Consider the following 14,786-nt stretch of genomic DNA (forward strand, 5'->3'; position numbering starts at 1 on the left):
TCCTATTCGGCGGCTGCGGCGGGGGCAGCGTCTGCCGGCGCGTACTGGGTCGGGGGCGAGTCGCCGGCGAACACCAGATTGGCAGCGCTGTTGGCCGCGCGGTCTTCGGCGATGTCGGCTCGCAGTTGCTCCGGATCATACCCACGGGCGACGACGAGGTTAGGGCGGCTTTCCAGCCCTGCCGCCATCTCCAAGATGTCCGCCGTTGCCTCTTTGGCGCGATCGATGCTTTCGAACGGCGGGGGCGACCAACCCATCTCATACACCCGATTCGGCATCAGGCCGGCGGTGAACGCTGCATCCTGAAAGCGGGCAGCAACCCGATCCAGGAACACCGGGATCACCGTGTTGTATTGAATCCGTCCGGTTGATCGCTGAAACTCGAGGTTGCCAGCCCGATAGCTCGAATAGTTGACATTCGAGAGGTCGCCGAAATGCTCGTAGGTGATGCCCGCCCCCGCCGCGGCGGATAGCAGCGCGAGGCGCAGGATGTCGTTGAGGCCGCCGGACGCCTTCGGGTCGCCGAACTTCACGCTCTCGCCAGGGGCGAGGCGGCTGACCATGCCAGGGGTCAGGCCCTCGCTCTGAATACCGAGGGGGCTGGCTTCCGCATCGCCTTGCAGCTGCCCGAACACTACCCCATCATCATCCACGCCTTGGGTGATGAAGGCGGCGAAGCAGGCTTCGATATTCTTGCGGACAAGCTCGGCCTCGACGCTCTCGTCGATATCGCCCAGCCGCTTGACGATCGTGTTGAACACGCTGTGGCCGCGGCGCTGGCCGACATATTCCTGAACGAACAGGTGAATGACATCCGCCGCTGGCACGCGGACCGTGCGGTACGACGCCCAGCGCTGGCTGGGTCGACCCTCGTAGAAATGGTAGGCGACGATGCGGCCGCGGGCATCGCACTCGACACCGTCCGACACGTCATTGCCGCCATGACTGTAGACCGATGTCGCCAACATGCCCGCATCGAGCAACTGCAGTCGGAGCGGCACGGTGCCGGCTGCTTCGGCGAGCGATATTGTCTGGAAGACGATGAAGACCTCGCCCTCGCGGAACATGGTGCGGATCGCGAGCTCTTGCAGGCCGTAAAAGCCAAGGCGTCCGTACCAGTCGCACTGCTTAAGCCAGTCGTTCCACAGCTTGCGGAAGGTGCTCGGCGCCTTCTTCGGCGCGCCCGTGATGCCCCAGCCGACCGTATTGTTGACGAGCGCGGATAGCGCCTTGCGCGCGAACGGATCGGATGAGACCAGGTCGATGACACGCCTACGATCGACGGCGCGAGCCGGGCGGGCATCGTCCGGGTTGCCGGTATTGCGATCCCAGTCACCCGGCTTGCCGACGTACCGCTCAGCCTGCTTGTTCAGATGTCCGAGCGCCCGCCGCGCCGCGGCGCGTTTCGCGCCCCACACCGGCGAGACAGCAGCGATAGCGCGATCTACGACGTTCATCAGCGAAGGATCCGCCCAACAGTCGTTCGCAGCCGGCCGGCACGAGCGCTGGCGGCCACCTCTTCCTTCATGTCGTTGCGAAGCGCGCGCATGTCGGCGAGCGTCTGATACTCGACCTTGCGACCGTCAGCGTAGGTGACGCTCCGAATGCCAGCGGTAATCGCCTTGCTAAGCGCTTCGAGATCGCTTTGGGTGTAGGCCATCAGCGCCTCCTGCGGTTCAGCCAGTTGCTGGTCGGCTTCGGCGCCGGGGTTGACGGTTTCCTAGTCGTGATGATCTTCGCGACCGGCTTGGCAGGTGTCGCAGGCTTCTTCGCCGCCGGCTTCTTGGCAATCGGCTTGGGCGACTCCGGCTCCGGCTCTTTATCCAGCAGGACCTGCCACTGTGCGGCGGTCCAGCGATCTGCGCCCAGCGAAAAGGCGACGGCGCGAGCGTAAACCGCGTTATCGAGCGCCTCGTTGCGATCTCGGACCTTGTGCCATTCGCGGCGGAATCCGCCATTCCGCAGCCGGATCATCCGAAGTTCTTCGGCGACCAGCTGCTTGATCCATTCGTCTGTCGTGCCGTCGGGAAGGTAGACATACCCGTCGGGATAAGCCTCGCCGTCGAGCGGCTTATCCTTTTCCAGATCGCCGAATAGCTCTAGCTTCAGCATGGAGGTCCCGACGTTCCACAATCGGACACCCTTCTTCAGTTTGCGACCGCCTACCGTCACATCCTGCCAACTGGGGGCGCCGATCGGCTGATTGGCTGCGATCGCATGACGGCCCTTCACCGCCATTGTGAAGCCTGGGTGGCGACGGGCCCACCCATATACCTCCATGGTATTCTCACCGTCACCCGAGTCGATTGCGACCCGTGCCAGCTTCATCGGCCGGCCGTCTTCGCTCATCCAGATCCGCGCGACCTGTTCATCAAGCTTCTGCCATGTTGCCTTGTCCGCAATCGGCCCGAAGACCTCGATCCGTTCGACGAATTCGCGGCGCCGCTCTGCGCCGAATGCCCAGACATCAAGGTCGATACGCCCCCCGCCGCCGCGCTGCACGTCGGCCGCGCCGATAAGCAAACCTGCCTTGGCGGACGGGGTGCCGAGCCGCATCGCCTTCTCCCGGCGATCATAGAGGCGCTGCCATTCCGGCGCCTCGCCGCGCTCCGCCCATGCCTCGCCGAGGACCTGGTTGACGAACGTCCTGAGCAGGTTGGGGTCCTTGCGGACCTCCATGAACTCGCGCGCGATTTCCAGCCAAGCGGCACCGGGGTGCTGGCTATACGCGGCCCAGATATGAAATGAGCGATGACGCGGAAACTGTGCCGGGTTGGCGGCGCGCCATTCGCCATTCTCATCCATCCAAGGCTTCTCAGCCTCGTCGATCTCGCAGCCCTGCTCGCACTGATACCAAGCGCGGGTCGGAATCTCTTTCGGCGCCCAGTGGATGCCGGGGCCGGTGCCGTCGCCGAACACCAGCGTCTGCATGTGGCCACACTTCGGGCAGGGGACGTACCGGTATTCCTGGCTGCCCTGCTCGAATAGCTGATCGATCCGGCTGAAGCCCTTCACCTTCGGCGTCGAGCCCGCGGCGCTGAAGCGGCGCGGCGATGTCAGGTTGCGCTTGAACGCAAGGCGGGCGGGGTCGCCCTCTTCCTTCGATGCCCAGGGGTAGCCGTCGCATTCCTCGAGGAAGACGTCGTCGGCGGTAACGCGGCGAAATTCCTTCGGGCTGTTCGCGCCCTTGATCTGGATCCAGCCGCCCTTGTAACGCTTCGCCCGGATCTGATTGTCGGCGTGCCGCGGCTTGAATGTGGCGACCGATCGGACGACCGGCCATTGCAGCACCGGATCAAGATCGTCGCGGCTGAACTTTTCCGCGTCGTCTATGGTCGGCTGATAGATGAGCGTGCGGGCAGGGTCGAACTTGATCCGCCAGGCGACGAAGCATTGCAGGATCGTCGAGTAGCCGATGCGGCTGCTCTTCCGCACCGATAGCTGCGACGTTTCGGGGTCGGTGAATGCGTCGGCGATATCTGCCTGGAATGGGAATGGGCGAATGCGCGCACCGTCATCCGATCGGGCGTGCTCGACCATGAACTTCGATAGGGGCGGGCGCTCGCGCGGCAGGCAGGCGGCGAGCCACCCCGCAGCGAGGGCAACGCCGTGCGCGCCGGGTGCGCGGTAAGGCTCAGGCGCCCCCTTCGTCTTCGGGCTCGCCATCGTCAAAGCCCCCGCCGCGCGCCTCTTCAATCCGCGTCATGCTCAGGTCGGTGAGGACGTTGTTGATCTCGCTGTCGATGCGAGCGCGCAACTTGGTGTCACCCTTGGCGACGCGGGCGCCGACCTGCTGAAGCTGCGCGACGATCATCACGATCACGCCGGCGCCGGCCGCAACCATGTCAGGCAGGGAAGCAAGCTCGCGCCGTCGCTCGGCATTGTCCATCGCTTTGGCGTCGGCCTGCTCCTTGGCAAGCCGGGCCTGCTCCTGCTCTTTGTTCAGCGTTCCGTCTTCGTCGGCGATCTCATATTTGCGGACGCGGTACGCGACGAACGCCTCGACGTATTCCTCGGCGGTCGAACCCGGCCGCGGCAGGTCGCCGGCCTGCATCCGATCGCGAACCCAGCTGTCTGACATGCCCACGAGCCATGCGACGTCGGCGCGGGTGAGGGTGACAGCGTCTATCGACAAAATGCCGCCTCCCGGATCACGAAAGCCGCAGAAAACAGCCACAAACTATGTGAAGGCGGCGGCACCATAGGCCATCCTGTGCCTAGAAAGTTTATGGGCCTTTGCCTTCCGTACTGCTCGGATGGCCCGGAAGGACCCACGCCCTCCTTACACGATCTGTTAGCTAGCGCCCGCTAAGCCTCCCGATCAACGATTCTGATGAGACACTCACTTAATCAAAGTTGGGAGATGACGATGAAGTTCGTGACAACCTATTTGCTAGCGAGCCTCGCGATCGTTTCCGCGTGTAAGAAGAAGGATGAGCAGGCGCCTTCCGTCCCGACATCGGTGCTAGATGCTTCGACGGCGGGGGGGCGCGTCGCTTTGGCGATCAAGGCGGACAAAAACTTGAAGAGTGAACCGATTTTACAGGCGGTGTACGAAGACGCACGGCGAGCGGCCACAACCAAGGCTGATATAGTAGAGATCACGACTTGGCGCGGCGGAAACCTATCTGACTACTGCGCAGCCAATAGCAATGAGCCACCGGTTTGTGCTAGCGATTTGCAGCGCTTGATCAGGTGGAAATAAGAACGACGGTAGAATGGGCGCCCACCGTAGCAAGCACGATGACAAATCGATAGCATTAACCAACATTTCGCAGCTGGGTTTGGAGCCGATCCCCGTACTGCAGGTTTATGCCCCGGGGGTCACGATGTCATAAATAACGAACAAACGCGATCTGGCGGCGAAGCTCGACGCCCATCAGACAGCGGTCTTGCCGATCGCCTCTTGGGGCATCCGGCAGATAAATTGGGAAGCCTCAACGGCGTCACTGACGAGCGAACTCATAGCGAAACGCGTGGAGCTTACCCGCCTCCTCGTCGACTATGCCCTCTTCAAACACCGTGACGTCTTTGCGCCTGCCATTGCGATGGGTGGTGACCGAGCAATCGAGGGCATGCGTCTGAAGGCTGCCTGCATTGAGATGGGCGAGCGGTATCGCGCCTTCATCCGATCACCTGACAGCGGCCAGCGCATCGATGATTGGTCATCCTACCGATACGAGGCGCTAGCGATGGCGATCGAGCTGCACAAGCATCTGATCAGTGAGCGCGTGGCCATTCGAAAGCTACTTGGCTTGCGGGCCAAGGACCTCCCGATTGAGCAGCTAACCATAGAAGAGCCCGCTGAGGAATTGCAGCATCACGGAGACGACGAGCACATCGACTATATCTAGCTGCGACTTCCCTTAAACTAATCTTTTCAGGCGAGCTCGCAGGAAAGCTGAATGCGTAAAGCTGTCAGTGATCTCACCACTCGAGATCCGATCCTGAAGCTCAGTAGGCGATACCAGCTCGAAACCAACACCAGACTCTACGACGATCGTTTGACCGGGCGCACAGCGCGCTAAGAAAAGGTCGACCGTGGAAGCTAGGATGCCGCTGTCCGGATGCATCGAACCCAAGGGTAGTAGCTCATCCGGCACTAGCCCGGTCTCTTCAGCGAGCTCGCGAAGTGCCGACGAGCAGCTGTCTTCGCCTCCTTCTCCGAAGCCGCGGGGCAGCTCGACATGTAGCTGACCGGTGGCGTGCCGGTACTGTTGAAGAATGACGACCTTATCCCCTACCAGCGGCAGTATGACCACGCCCCGGCCCGAAACCGGCTTAGTGAGCAACCTGATGTAATTTCCCGTAGCGCCTGATGGCGCGATTACCCGGTCTCTCAGCAGGACAACGAAGGCGTCTTCATACGCCACGATTGATGATCGTCCGTCGGGCTCAAGAATTTGATACCCGCCCGGTGCGCGGTCGGAGAAGAGGCCCGGAGCTTCATCAAAAAGCGAACGGTATGCCTCGGCGGGGTCATCCATATTGCGGCACCGACAGGCTCGACTGGTGACCGACAACGGCTGCTTCGGCGCCCGCTGCATTCACGATGCCGGCGAGGGCTGGACTTTGGCGCTTAAGGAGAGCGACTACGTGGTCGATTGTCTCGCCAGGATCGCCCAATTCCAATCGGGGAAGGCAGGCATCGACTAGCGATGAGCCTAGTCCGATGCGCATATCGATCTGCTGGCGGACCTTCCCAAGCCCAAAGCCCTTCAGATCATCTAACGCCTGACTGGCTAGTGCTCCAACGCCCGCAATCTCGCCAATCGTCGCCAAATCCATCCCTGTGGACGCGGAAAAGCTACCAACTGCCCCAATAGCGCCTGCAGCAACGCCACCGTAAAGAGCGTTTACGCCGAACCGATATCCGCGAGCGGCAAGTCCTGAACTTTTCGGCCAATCTTTCAAGTACCGGCTTATAATTAGCTGGCCAAGGTTTTCCGATCGATCGCGTGCGAGGGCCACAGCGTCAGAGATTTCCTCAACCAGCAATGACCCTCCATTTTGACCTATCGGAAGCCGAGCCAATCGGGTGGCCGCAGCGATGTGGTCCTGCCAAACCTCAGTGCTACGAATTTGCCGAATAGTCTCAAGGCTCAGCGCATCCAACAACCGCGCATATCGATCGATGGTCGCCTGTGTGCCCAAGACCTTCGCCAACGCCGCAACGAGCGCAGCCGCGTCCCCGGCGCTGATCTGCGCGCCGATATCGCCATCTTCCGACAGATAATCTCGGGACGGTGAACCCGCCGGGGTAAGAGGCTGGACCCCAGTCGCGTCGGTCAACGTCGTGTTGTAAATGAGGTCGATTGCCTCCTTGATATCGCATGCGAACGGCTTCCGGTGATCGACGACAGAGTCACCGAGGTCCCGGCCTTCAGCCATTACCAGCTTGCGGTAGAGACCCGACCTGCTGATCTCACCGCACTCATCTAACTGACGGCTGAGTTCCGCTGCAAACTTAGTGGTCAGGTACTCTCGGCAAGCCTCGAGAGGAGCGCCACCCGAGAGCCGCTCAAGTACAGGCGCGCCAGTCGCAGCAAAGCTCACAAGTCGAGCCGCGAACCTTGCCGTGATGCGCTCGCGGATTAGTTCGCGATTGGTCTCTTCATCCTGCCACGAAAGCCGAGCGCACGCGATCCGCGTAGTATCCAGCACCTCATGCCAAGCGCCGAGCCGTGCATCATCAACCGTCCCCCGCCGCTTTGCGGCGTCTAGCTCAGGGCTGGTGTCATCAAGGAGAAAGGCAATCACATCGTGCCGGGCGAAGAGGCGCTCGAGGCCGCCTCGATCTTCGGGTGTGACGAGAAGCGTGCGGATTGCATCGCTATTCACGAGGTAAGAGCGGTTCACCAAAATGGTCTGTGAGGAGAGAAGGCTGCGCTTGAACTCCGTGACAGCCCGCTTCGTGCTCTGTGCTCCTCGAAGCACTCCCTTCCTACGAAGATCGTGGCTTGGAAACCATTGGTCATCCATGCAAACCGGAGAAGATGCCGAGGTAATATCGGCTGCAGAGACCTGATCAAACGCTGCCTTGATCGCCATCGAGCATCTCCCCGCACCTTACCGAGCAAGGTTGATCGCATGGGAGAGTTAGACCGGCAAGTTGCAGCCTTCGGACTTTCGCCGGAGCACGTGCTCCGGCGAAGAGGGACGACGGTGGCCAGCCACTACAATCGTCGCAGGCCGCTCAGGCGGCTAACTCTGTCGTTTGTACTTCATCCGTTCCCAGTAGCCAAGCCCCAATTTTCATGTTGATGGTGCCGAACGCAACAAGCACAAACTTGCCGTCGCCGTTCGCGATGACTTCACCTGAAAGCCCGGCACCAGGTCCGTCAGACACTCGCACTTGCTGACCAACGACAAACGATTTCCGCGTGCCGACCAGAGCTGCGCGACGTCCGCGCTCCTCAACTCTTCGAGCTTCAGCTACTTCGCCATCGGAGATCAGCGGCACCCGCCCGAGATGGCGGAAGATCGAAAAGCTGGGATGAGAACTGAATGGCTGCGACGCGATCCGCGCCAGACTAGGCAATTGATCAGCGCGGGCAAAGACGAAGGTTGGCATGATCGGCGCATCGTAAGCGATCCGCTCCCGGGCACGGCCGCGACGCTTGGTGAGCGTCTGAACAGGCGTCCAGACGTCGAAGCCGGCGCTTGCGAGCGACTTTGCCAACGGCAGGGTGCGCCCGCCGCTGGTTCGTAGGATGCACCAGCGGATCCGGTTGCCGCTAGCGTCGTGCTGCTCGACCGTCACCATCCCTCTTATCTCCGCTCGTCCTGTCGATATCGTTTTGTCTGTGGTGTCACGGCGGCTGGTCATTTTCGGCGCCTGACCGACAGCGCGTCGGCGGCTTTACCGAAGCGAAAGGAACGGGACGGTAATTCCCGTCTGCATCCCCGGAGAAGACCGATGAAACTAGTCGCAGGCTTGCAGATCGAACGCCGCGCGGCTCGCCGAAGCGAGCTGGCACTCGATGGAACCGTGAGCAACGAAGCGGCGCAATCCGCCTCGACGCTGATCGAGGAACTCTCAACCACCGGTTTCCTGATGCTGGCGGCTGTCCGCTTGAGCGTTGGCGACGTGATCCGCGTCGATCTGCCTGGGATCGGTGAGCACGAGGCCGACGTCGTCCGCCAGGATGGCGTTCGATTTGGCTGCTCGTTTGCCTTGCCACTGACAGCCGAGGAGCGAGGCACGGTCATCAAGCACTTCTTCGAAGCGGACGATGAGCGGCAGCATCGAATGCTCAGCGGCTGGCATCCCAGCAGCGAGGCGTCCGCCGCGTAACCACCACGACCCATGCTCCCGGCTAACGGCCGCTCGCAACGACATGTGCTGAATGCGACACCTTTCCGAGGAGAATACCGATGGCCTGCTACATCGCGCTGAGTGTATCCATCGCTACCAACCTGATCGTTATCGCTGCGGTGCTGCTGAGCCAGCGCGGCATGAGCAACCTGCGCGCGCTCAACCGCATTGGTGAACGTCGACACAAGCCGCGGGACTGAACATGGCGACCGCCGCATCAGAAATTTTCCGGGCGAACGTGATCTCTCAAACACCGATCGCCTCCGCCTGCCTGGCGGTAACCGGCGGCCCAGGGATCGCCATCCGCCGGTAGCGCTCCGCCGTGGCGTGGCTGACAGCCCGAGCCTCGTCCTCGACACTGCTCGCCGACGCCAGCCGGGCCTCGATCCACGACACCGGCTCAGCCTTGCCCTCAGCGCTGACGAGCGCCTCTCGGACCCACGGCTCGCCCTTCGACTTCCGCCATTTGGCGATCAGCCCCCTTGCCTGCCGCTCGGACACCCCCGCCTTGACCAGCAGGGCGACGCCAGCGTCGAACAGGACCTTGCTCGGATCTTCCAAAGTCGGCAGCGAAGCGCCCGTAGCGTTAGCTACGGAACTACTTCTCCCTCCTCCATCCTCCATCTGGCGGCACTTTTCCCCACCAGTGGGTAACTGGTTCCCCACCGATTCCCCACTCGCGTCACTTGAAGAGGGGGTCGGTGAGGAACCGAGTGGCGTTGAAGCGGGCGTCGGTTCCGTACCGTCGCGCGTTGAACGGGCTTCAGTACCGACATAGTCCCGAACCGCTTCCGTCTGCGGATAGGTTGAGTTCGGCTTTTTTGGTCGCTGATACTGGCAAAAATTCCGCACAGCACCGTAACGCTTGCCGCAGATCTCGTAGCTCATGATGCACTCGGTCGCTTGCAGTTCGACCAGCAGCTCGGCGGCATCGACGTTGTCGGCCGGCAGCAGCCGCATCTTTAGCTTGAGCGGCGACCACTCGAACGAGCCCATGTCGTCGCATTCGGTCCAGATGCCCATGAACATGAGACGAGCATAGGGCGTCAGGCTGACGAAGGCCTCGTCCGTCCAGAGGCCAGGATGAATCGATCGTATGCGAGCCATTATCGTGCCTCCGGATTGCTATAAAATTCGCTGCCGCGGACGGCAGAGTTGGCGCCGAAGAACCAGCCGACAGCCTTGCCCGTGGGGCCGCTGCGACGCTTCGGGACCAGGAACTCGATCTTGTTGCGCACCGCTTCCATGTCGGTGCGCCACGCCTCGTACTTGCCGCCGAACTGATCCTCGGGCTCGCTGCGACGCAGGTATTCCTCTTCGCGGTAGACGAAGAGGATGACGTCGGCGTCCTGCTCGATCTGGCCGCTGTCGCGTAGGTCCGAGGGCATCGGCCGCTTGTCGGGACGCTTCTCCACCTCGCGGCTGAGCTGCGCTACCGCCATCACGGTCAGGCCTTCCGCCTTGGCGAAGGTCTTCAGGCCGATGCTGACCTCGCTGGCATGCTCGTAAGGCGACATGCCCTTGCGGCTGTGCGCCATCAGCTGGAGGTAATCGACGACGACGAGCTCGAGCTTCTCGCCCTTGGCGGCGAGGCGGCGCTTGTGCGTGCGCGCCTGGCGGATCAGCTTGGACAGTGTCAGGCCCGACGTCTCGTTGATCTCGAGCGGGAGTGCGTCGAAACGGTGCTTGGCGTCGATCACCGCAGCAAGGTCATGCCCGCGGACGGTGCCATCGCGAACGTCCTCGTAAGGCACCCCTCCCTTTGCGGTGAAGGTCATGTCTGCCAGCATGCGCCGCGTGAGTTCGTCGGCGCTCATCTCCAGCGAGAAAATGAGAACGCCGTGACCGCGTGACGCTGCGCCGATTGAATAGGAGGTGACGAGGCTCGTCTTGCCCATGCCGGGCCGGCCGCCAACGACGACGAGGTTCGCCGGCCGCAGCACGCCGATCGCATCGTCGAGCGAGCCGATCATGCCGCAGCGGACGCCGACGATCGGCTGCCCGAAGCTGTCGATCACCGCCTGCGCGTAGGTGCCGACTGGCGCCTGGGTGGTCACGACCTCCTCGGCGAGCTCGGCGACGGCTTCGTCCGCATTCGCGAGCAGCTCTTCGCGGGTGACGCTGAGGTCACGCGCGGAGTGCACCACGTCCTGCAGCCCAGCGACCATGCGCCGCCGGCTCGACAACATCGTGATTTGCTCGAAGTAGGCCTTGGTGCGTGGCCGCGAACCGGCATTCAGAGAAGCGGCCGACAGCACGGCGAAGGTGCGCGGCCATTCGAGATCCTCCCCGAAGTGCGGTGCCAGCGTCACCGCATCGACGTTCGCGCCCGTCGCCGACTGGTCGAGCATCTGGTCGAAGACGCGCCCGTACAGGGGCACCGAAAAGTCTCGGCCGCGCAGGCGGTCGGCTATCAGGTCGATCAGCCGGTTGTCGTTGATGAGGTCGCCGAGCAGGCCGATCTCCGCCTCGACGTTCGCCAGCGCGATGCCCTGCTCAGCAGCGGCGAACTGCTCCTGAAATGAGCCGCTCATGCGCGGATGCCGCGGAGCTGGTCGTTCCAGTCTTTGTAGCCGTCTGCCGGCCACATGGTGCGCGTCGCAAAGCCACGCTCGAACAGGTCTTCCTCAGCCTGCTCAACCGCAGCGCGGCCAGCGGCATCGTTCTGACCAGCGATGACGATCGACACGATCCGAGGCGGATAGTCGATGAACGGCATCATCGCGGTGCCCAGCGTAACCCAAATCTCTGCCCCAAGCTCTTGCGCGAGGCTGAGGCCGTCCTCCGGCCCCTCGGTGAGAATCAGCTCATGACCATAGCTGTCGGCGTCGGAGTTGATCCGTAGCGCTCCGCCCTTCACCCGCCCGAGGCTGCGCTTGGGCTTCTCCATGCGTGCCTTCCGCTTGCCGCCATCCGCAAGGAAGACGCGCTGCAGGCCGATCAGCTGGTCATCGCCGTCGACGACAGCACCGATGAGGGCCGGAAGATCGGGGCCGCACTGGCCGGTATCGTCGTCGTACCAGGCAGGCGTCGTAGCGAAGCGTATGGTATGCGGGATCGGCATGATGATGCCGCGGCTGCGCAGATAGACCTCGGCGGGCGTACCCGGTGCCGGCACGGCACGATCCCAGACATCGCCGGCGCGATCGATGGCGCGCTGACGGTCCGCCTCGTCCTCCTGTGCCGCCTTGGCGCGCTGGGCAGGATCGACACCCGGCAGGCTGGCGGCACCGAGCCACCTCATCGCATTCATGAAGCCGATGTTCTCGGTCTTCATCACGTAGCTGACGATGTCTCCGCACGCGCCGCAGCCGAAGCAGTGGTACGTGCCCTTGGCATCGTTGAGCTGCATCGACGGCGTTTTCTCGCTGTGGAAGGCACACAGCGCCCGCTTCTCGTTCTTGCCGGCGCGGGTGACCTTGCGGGTACGCGCCACGACGTCGCTGATGTTAAAGCGCTGCTTCGCTTCGTCGACGGCCCGACGGAAGGCAGAATCGCGCTCGGCACGTGCAACACGATCGATAGGACGACGGCTCATTGTCCTCTGCCCTTCTCGGCTGCGATCATCTCCAGCCACACGCAGGTGAGGGCGTTGACCCGGCGGATGAGAGCCTCATGCGGCAGTAGCTCGTGCGGCTCGGTAAGCTGGTCCGCTTCGATTGCGATCACCGCGGGCAGCAGATTGGCGAGCGTCAGCGCCGCGCTTTCGTCACCGGTGCAAACCGCGCCGGCATCCGCCCAGCGCCCGCCGACCAGCGCGAGAAGAGGATCCGCGAACCGACCGCCCCACTCGTGGCAGCCAGCCAGGAACGTTGGCAGATCGATCGGCGACGACGTATTGGCATAGGCCGCGGCGCGATCGTCGGACTTGCCGAGTACCCGGCCCATGTCCGCCCAGGTTGCGGCGTCATCGGTCTTGATGTTGGTGAGAATCGCGTTTTGTGCGTCGACCGCGGCTGACGCGGAGAACGTGCGGCGGCGTCCGTGGATGTTCGGTACGGTCATGCGGCATTCCCCGCGGCATGGTGAAAGACAGAAAAGCTCGAGCCGAGGCGCGGATCACCGTGATGGCGCTCGCCAACATGACGGCGGCGATCGTCGATGCGATGCGGGACGCGGAGGTGCCGAACCATGTGGTTCACACCTTCCTCGACGCGTTCGACCGGCTGAACGACGTGGTGCTGAGTGGACCACCCGCAATGATCCTGAGCCAGATCGTGGAGATCGTTCGCGCTACCGTGCCGGACAATGACTGATGGTACGTGCCTGATGAGAGTCACGTTCCGGCGATCCGAATGGTGGACGCAGCAAGCGGTGGGGGTATCGTGGCGTCCGAACCCACGTGAAGGATCGAAAAGATGCAAAACGCTGAACGCTTTGCGATTGCAGCTGTCATTTCTGGCTTGCGCAAGAGTGGCGCGATTGATGACGCCGCATTGGGCATCATCGCGGACGAACTTGCCCAAGCTGTCGAGGATGCGAACCAGTACGACAGCTCCAGCGCTAACACGATCGAGCGCCTTGCTGCAGACGTCCGCAAGATGCAGGCTCGTTAGGCTCCAGAGCGACAGACGGAGAAAAAAGTGCTCGACCCAGACATGCCCCTGCGCGCCGCCGCTGGCAGCGACACCGGCGTTGCGTTTGCGCTGTTCGAACATATCGCTGCAAAGGACCCCGGCTCCGTCGCGACCAAGGACGACGCTATCGCCGTCTTCCGCGAGTGCATGGAGGCCGTCGGTCATCGGGCGGAGGGCGGCAGTCATGAGCCGCGGCCGATCCGGCTGGGAGGCGAATAGAGCCCTCGCCTCGCCTGCGAGACGTAGCGCACTAAGCCACAACTTCATTCCAAACCTCATGATCCTTCACCGTGCTTCGGGGTCGAGCCGTGAAGAAAAGCGTTCAGAGGGATATCCGCACCGAGCGCCTCGCCCGCCTCGCGTATGGAGGCCCAGTAGCGCTGAGGAATACGGTACCCCCGATTGCGCCATTGGCGGACAGTAACAGGCGGCACGTCTATCGAGCGCGCCATGGCCGCTGCGCTCGGCCACAGGCCATAAATATCCTGAACCTCGTTCATCGCTCATCCGATACACGCTGTATCGGATTTAGCCAATACCTTTTGTATCGATCTCAGCGTAGAAGGATCCAATGGAACAACCCTACGAACGTCTTCGTCAAGCCCGCAAGGCAGCCGGCTTCAGTTCTGCTTCAGCTGCCGCGAGGGCAAACGGCTGGAACGAGGCAGCCTATCGTCATCATGAAAATGGAACGAGGGGATACGGCATTGATCAAGCCGTCGCGTATGGCGAGGCATTCTCTGTTTCCCCCACATGGCTACTCACGTTAGGTTTCAGTCAGAACGAGTCTTGGCGGCTGCCGATCGGCAAGTTCTACCTCCAAGCGCTTCATGCTCAGCTCACATGGAAGGCTGGACTTGAGGAAACAGTCAACAATGCCGCAGATTTTTTAGGGTTACGCTTCGTCCTTGAGCTCCACGTCACCGTAAATACAGTGGATCCAGTTGAGGGCAGGGATGGGTATCCACGATTTCATTTTGTAGATCCAGCTGTTGTCTGCGTCGATGAAGAGCGGTTTGCAGATGGCTACATGTTCTGCATGAGAGCTCCGCGCTCTGTAGCACGACCATCGGTTTCTGAGGGCGACCTATTACTTATCGACAGTGGCGAAGGGGAAATCAAAGCGCGACCGGAAATGTGGGTCGTCCGAAGCTTTGATGAAATCGTTGTTGGCTGGGCTCAGCGCCAAGAGGCCAGCACCGTATTTCTACCCGATACGGAAGGCGGCTCTCCAATGAAGATAGACCCGCAGGCCAACATCGTTGGTCGCGTAAGGTGGATCGGACACGCCGCCTAGCGATACAAATTGTATTGACTGCCACCGATACGCTCTGTATCGAAGCCCCGTCAGCCGATCGCCCCCGGGCCGTGAAACTGATCGCAGGCTGGTA

Annotated in this window: 20 protein-coding genes; 8 read left to right on the plus strand and 12 right to left on the minus strand. The window is 62.1% G+C overall.

Going from position 1 to position 14,786, the window contains the following annotated elements:
* Positions 1–2: 2 nt before the first annotated feature.
* Genes PBN85_RS07600 through PBN85_RS07615 form a run of 4 tightly spaced genes read right to left on the minus strand, consistent with a single transcriptional unit; the run spans position 3 to position 4,177 of the window.
* Positions 3–1,457: a phage portal protein gene (locus PBN85_RS07600; protein WP_271300645.1), complete on the minus strand. Its 1,455-nt coding sequence runs from the start codon at positions 1,455–1,457 to the stop codon at positions 3–5.
* Positions 1,457–1,660, minus strand: a complete 204-nt coding sequence (locus PBN85_RS07605) for a phage head-tail joining protein (protein WP_271300646.1) — start codon at positions 1,658–1,660, stop codon at positions 1,457–1,459. The genes PBN85_RS07600 and PBN85_RS07605 overlap by 1 nt, the downstream gene beginning before the upstream one ends.
* A complete protein-coding gene (locus PBN85_RS07610; RefSeq protein ID WP_271300647.1) occupies positions 1,660–3,666 on the minus strand; it encodes a phage terminase large subunit family protein in 2,007 nt (668 codons plus the stop codon). The genes PBN85_RS07605 and PBN85_RS07610 overlap by 1 nt, the downstream gene beginning before the upstream one ends.
* Positions 3,635–4,177, minus strand: coding sequence for a terminase (locus PBN85_RS07615; protein ID WP_271300648.1), 543 nt, complete (start codon positions 4,175–4,177; stop codon positions 3,635–3,637). Before PBN85_RS07615 ends, PBN85_RS07610 begins: the two co-directional genes overlap by 32 nt.
* 186 nt (positions 4,178–4,363) lie before the next feature.
* Between PBN85_RS07615 and PBN85_RS07620 the strand changes: the two genes are divergently transcribed.
* Positions 4,364–4,705, plus strand: a complete 342-nt coding sequence (locus PBN85_RS07620; RefSeq protein WP_271300649.1) for a hypothetical protein — start codon at positions 4,364–4,366, stop codon at positions 4,703–4,705.
* A 187-nt stretch (positions 4,706–4,892) separates the two neighbouring features.
* Positions 4,893–5,354 (plus strand): hypothetical protein, encoded by a 462-nt coding sequence (locus PBN85_RS07625; RefSeq protein WP_271300650.1) that lies wholly within the window; start codon positions 4,893–4,895, stop codon positions 5,352–5,354.
* Between the two features lie 12 nt (positions 5,355–5,366).
* On the opposite strand, the gene PBN85_RS07630 is transcribed toward PBN85_RS07625, so the two are convergent.
* From PBN85_RS07630 to nusG, 3 genes are all read right to left on the minus strand, one after another.
* Positions 5,367–5,987, minus strand: coding sequence for an NUDIX hydrolase (locus tag PBN85_RS07630; RefSeq protein ID WP_271300651.1), 621 nt, complete (start codon positions 5,985–5,987; stop codon positions 5,367–5,369).
* Entirely contained in the window at positions 5,980–7,551 is a 1,572-nt protein-coding gene (locus tag PBN85_RS07635; protein WP_271300652.1) for a hypothetical protein, read from the minus strand. Before PBN85_RS07635 ends, PBN85_RS07630 begins: the two co-directional genes overlap by 8 nt.
* A 145-nt stretch (positions 7,552–7,696) precedes the next feature.
* Positions 7,697–8,266, minus strand: coding sequence for a transcription termination/antitermination protein NusG (gene nusG / locus PBN85_RS07640; protein ID WP_271300653.1), 570 nt, complete (start codon positions 8,264–8,266; stop codon positions 7,697–7,699).
* Between the two features lie 153 nt (positions 8,267–8,419).
* Here nusG and PBN85_RS07645 point away from each other — a divergent pair, with 153 nt between their 5' ends.
* Positions 8,420–8,797, plus strand: a complete 378-nt coding sequence (locus PBN85_RS07645; RefSeq protein ID WP_271300654.1) for a PilZ domain-containing protein — start codon at positions 8,420–8,422, stop codon at positions 8,795–8,797.
* 80 nt (positions 8,798–8,877) lie between these two features.
* The gene (locus PBN85_RS07650; protein ID WP_271300655.1) at positions 8,878–9,018 is read left to right on the plus strand and encodes a hypothetical protein; all 141 of its coding nucleotides are present in this window, start codon (positions 8,878–8,880) and stop codon (positions 9,016–9,018) included.
* Between the two features lie 46 nt (positions 9,019–9,064).
* Here PBN85_RS07650 and PBN85_RS07655 read toward each other — a convergent pair whose 3' ends face one another.
* From PBN85_RS07655 to PBN85_RS07670, 4 genes are all read right to left on the minus strand, one after another.
* Positions 9,065–9,847 (minus strand): hypothetical protein, encoded by a 783-nt coding sequence (locus PBN85_RS07655; protein ID WP_271300656.1) that lies wholly within the window; start codon positions 9,845–9,847, stop codon positions 9,065–9,067.
* A 77-nt stretch (positions 9,848–9,924) separates the two neighbouring features.
* Entirely contained in the window at positions 9,925–11,352 is a 1,428-nt protein-coding gene (locus PBN85_RS07660; RefSeq protein ID WP_271300657.1) for a replicative DNA helicase, read from the minus strand.
* Positions 11,349–12,356 carry a DUF7146 domain-containing protein gene (locus tag PBN85_RS07665; RefSeq protein ID WP_271300658.1) on the minus strand — a complete coding sequence of 336 codons (1,008 nt, stop codon included), beginning with the start codon at positions 12,354–12,356 and terminating at the stop codon, positions 11,349–11,351. The genes PBN85_RS07660 and PBN85_RS07665 overlap by 4 nt, the downstream gene beginning before the upstream one ends.
* Positions 12,353–12,823, minus strand: a complete 471-nt coding sequence (locus PBN85_RS07670) for a hypothetical protein (RefSeq protein ID WP_271300659.1) — start codon at positions 12,821–12,823, stop codon at positions 12,353–12,355. Before PBN85_RS07670 ends, PBN85_RS07665 begins: the two co-directional genes overlap by 4 nt.
* 17 nt (positions 12,824–12,840) lie before the next feature.
* Between PBN85_RS07670 and PBN85_RS07675 the strand changes: the two genes are divergently transcribed.
* The 3 genes from PBN85_RS07675 to PBN85_RS07685 all read left to right on the plus strand — a co-directional run bounded on the left by PBN85_RS07675 (position 12,841) and on the right by PBN85_RS07685 (position 13,614).
* Positions 12,841–13,074: a hypothetical protein gene (locus PBN85_RS07675; RefSeq protein WP_271300660.1), complete on the plus strand. Its 234-nt coding sequence runs from the start codon at positions 12,841–12,843 to the stop codon at positions 13,072–13,074.
* Positions 13,075–13,176: 102 nt separating this feature from the next.
* A complete protein-coding gene (locus PBN85_RS07680; RefSeq protein ID WP_271300661.1) occupies positions 13,177–13,374 on the plus strand; it encodes a hypothetical protein in 198 nt (65 codons plus the stop codon).
* Between the two features lie 27 nt (positions 13,375–13,401).
* Complete coding sequence (locus tag PBN85_RS07685) at positions 13,402–13,614, plus strand: hypothetical protein (RefSeq protein ID WP_271300662.1); 213 nt, start codon at positions 13,402–13,404, stop codon at positions 13,612–13,614.
* A 56-nt stretch (positions 13,615–13,670) separates the two neighbouring features.
* Here the strand turns inward: PBN85_RS07685 and PBN85_RS07690 are convergent, their stop codons facing one another.
* The gene (locus PBN85_RS07690) at positions 13,671–13,895 is read right to left on the minus strand and encodes a hypothetical protein (RefSeq protein WP_271300663.1); all 225 of its coding nucleotides are present in this window, start codon (positions 13,893–13,895) and stop codon (positions 13,671–13,673) included.
* Between the two features lie 71 nt (positions 13,896–13,966).
* Between PBN85_RS07690 and PBN85_RS07695 the strand changes: the two genes are divergently transcribed.
* Positions 13,967–14,692 carry a hypothetical protein gene (locus tag PBN85_RS07695; protein WP_271300664.1) on the plus strand — a complete coding sequence of 242 codons (726 nt, stop codon included), beginning with the start codon at positions 13,967–13,969 and terminating at the stop codon, positions 14,690–14,692.
* The last annotated feature ends 94 nt before the right edge of the window (positions 14,693–14,786 follow it).

Source organism: Sphingomonas sp. CV7422 (assembly GCF_027945725.1).
GTDB lineage: Bacteria > Pseudomonadota > Alphaproteobacteria > Sphingomonadales > Sphingomonadaceae > Sphingomonas > Sphingomonas kyungheensis.

Bases quoted from the DNA above. Each gene is read 5' to 3' on its own strand.
- PBN85_RS07660 (WP_271300657.1), bottom strand. From the start codon at position 11,352: ATGAGCGGCTCATTTCAGGAGCAGTTCGCCGCTGCTGAGCAGGGCATC.
- PBN85_RS07695 (WP_271300664.1), top strand. From the start codon at position 13,967: ATGGAACAACCCTACGAACGTCTTCGTCAAGCCCGCAAGGCAGCCGGC.
- PBN85_RS07690 (WP_271300663.1), bottom strand. From the start codon at position 13,895: ATGAACGAGGTTCAGGATATTTATGGCCTGTGGCCGAGCGCAGCGGCC.
- PBN85_RS07620 (WP_271300649.1), top strand. From the start codon at position 4,364: ATGACGATGAAGTTCGTGACAACCTATTTGCTAGCGAGCCTCGCGATC.
- PBN85_RS07665 (WP_271300658.1), bottom strand. From the start codon at position 12,356: ATGAGCCGTCGTCCTATCGATCGTGTTGCACGTGCCGAGCGCGATTCT.
- PBN85_RS07670 (WP_271300659.1), bottom strand. From the start codon at position 12,823: ATGACCGTACCGAACATCCACGGACGCCGCCGCACGTTCTCCGCGTCA.
- PBN85_RS07600 (WP_271300645.1), bottom strand. From the start codon at position 1,457: ATGAACGTCGTAGATCGCGCTATCGCTGCTGTCTCGCCGGTGTGGGGC.
- PBN85_RS07630 (WP_271300651.1), bottom strand. From the start codon at position 5,987: ATGGATGACCCCGCCGAGGCATACCGTTCGCTTTTTGATGAAGCTCCG.
- PBN85_RS07680 (WP_271300661.1), top strand. From the start codon at position 13,177: ATGCAAAACGCTGAACGCTTTGCGATTGCAGCTGTCATTTCTGGCTTG.
- PBN85_RS07655 (WP_271300656.1), bottom strand. From the start codon at position 9,847: ATGTTCATGGGCATCTGGACCGAATGCGACGACATGGGCTCGTTCGAG.
- PBN85_RS07605 (WP_271300646.1), bottom strand. From the start codon at position 1,660: ATGGCCTACACCCAAAGCGATCTCGAAGCGCTTAGCAAGGCGATTACC.
- PBN85_RS07650 (WP_271300655.1), top strand. From the start codon at position 8,878: ATGGCCTGCTACATCGCGCTGAGTGTATCCATCGCTACCAACCTGATC.
- PBN85_RS07645 (WP_271300654.1), top strand. From the start codon at position 8,420: ATGAAACTAGTCGCAGGCTTGCAGATCGAACGCCGCGCGGCTCGCCGA.
- PBN85_RS07610 (WP_271300647.1), bottom strand. From the start codon at position 3,666: ATGGCGAGCCCGAAGACGAAGGGGGCGCCTGAGCCTTACCGCGCACCC.
- PBN85_RS07635 (WP_271300652.1), bottom strand. From the start codon at position 7,551: ATGGCGATCAAGGCAGCGTTTGATCAGGTCTCTGCAGCCGATATTACC.
- PBN85_RS07675 (WP_271300660.1), top strand. From the start codon at position 12,841: ATGGTGAAAGACAGAAAAGCTCGAGCCGAGGCGCGGATCACCGTGATG.
- nusG (WP_271300653.1), bottom strand. From the start codon at position 8,266: ATGGTGACGGTCGAGCAGCACGACGCTAGCGGCAACCGGATCCGCTGG.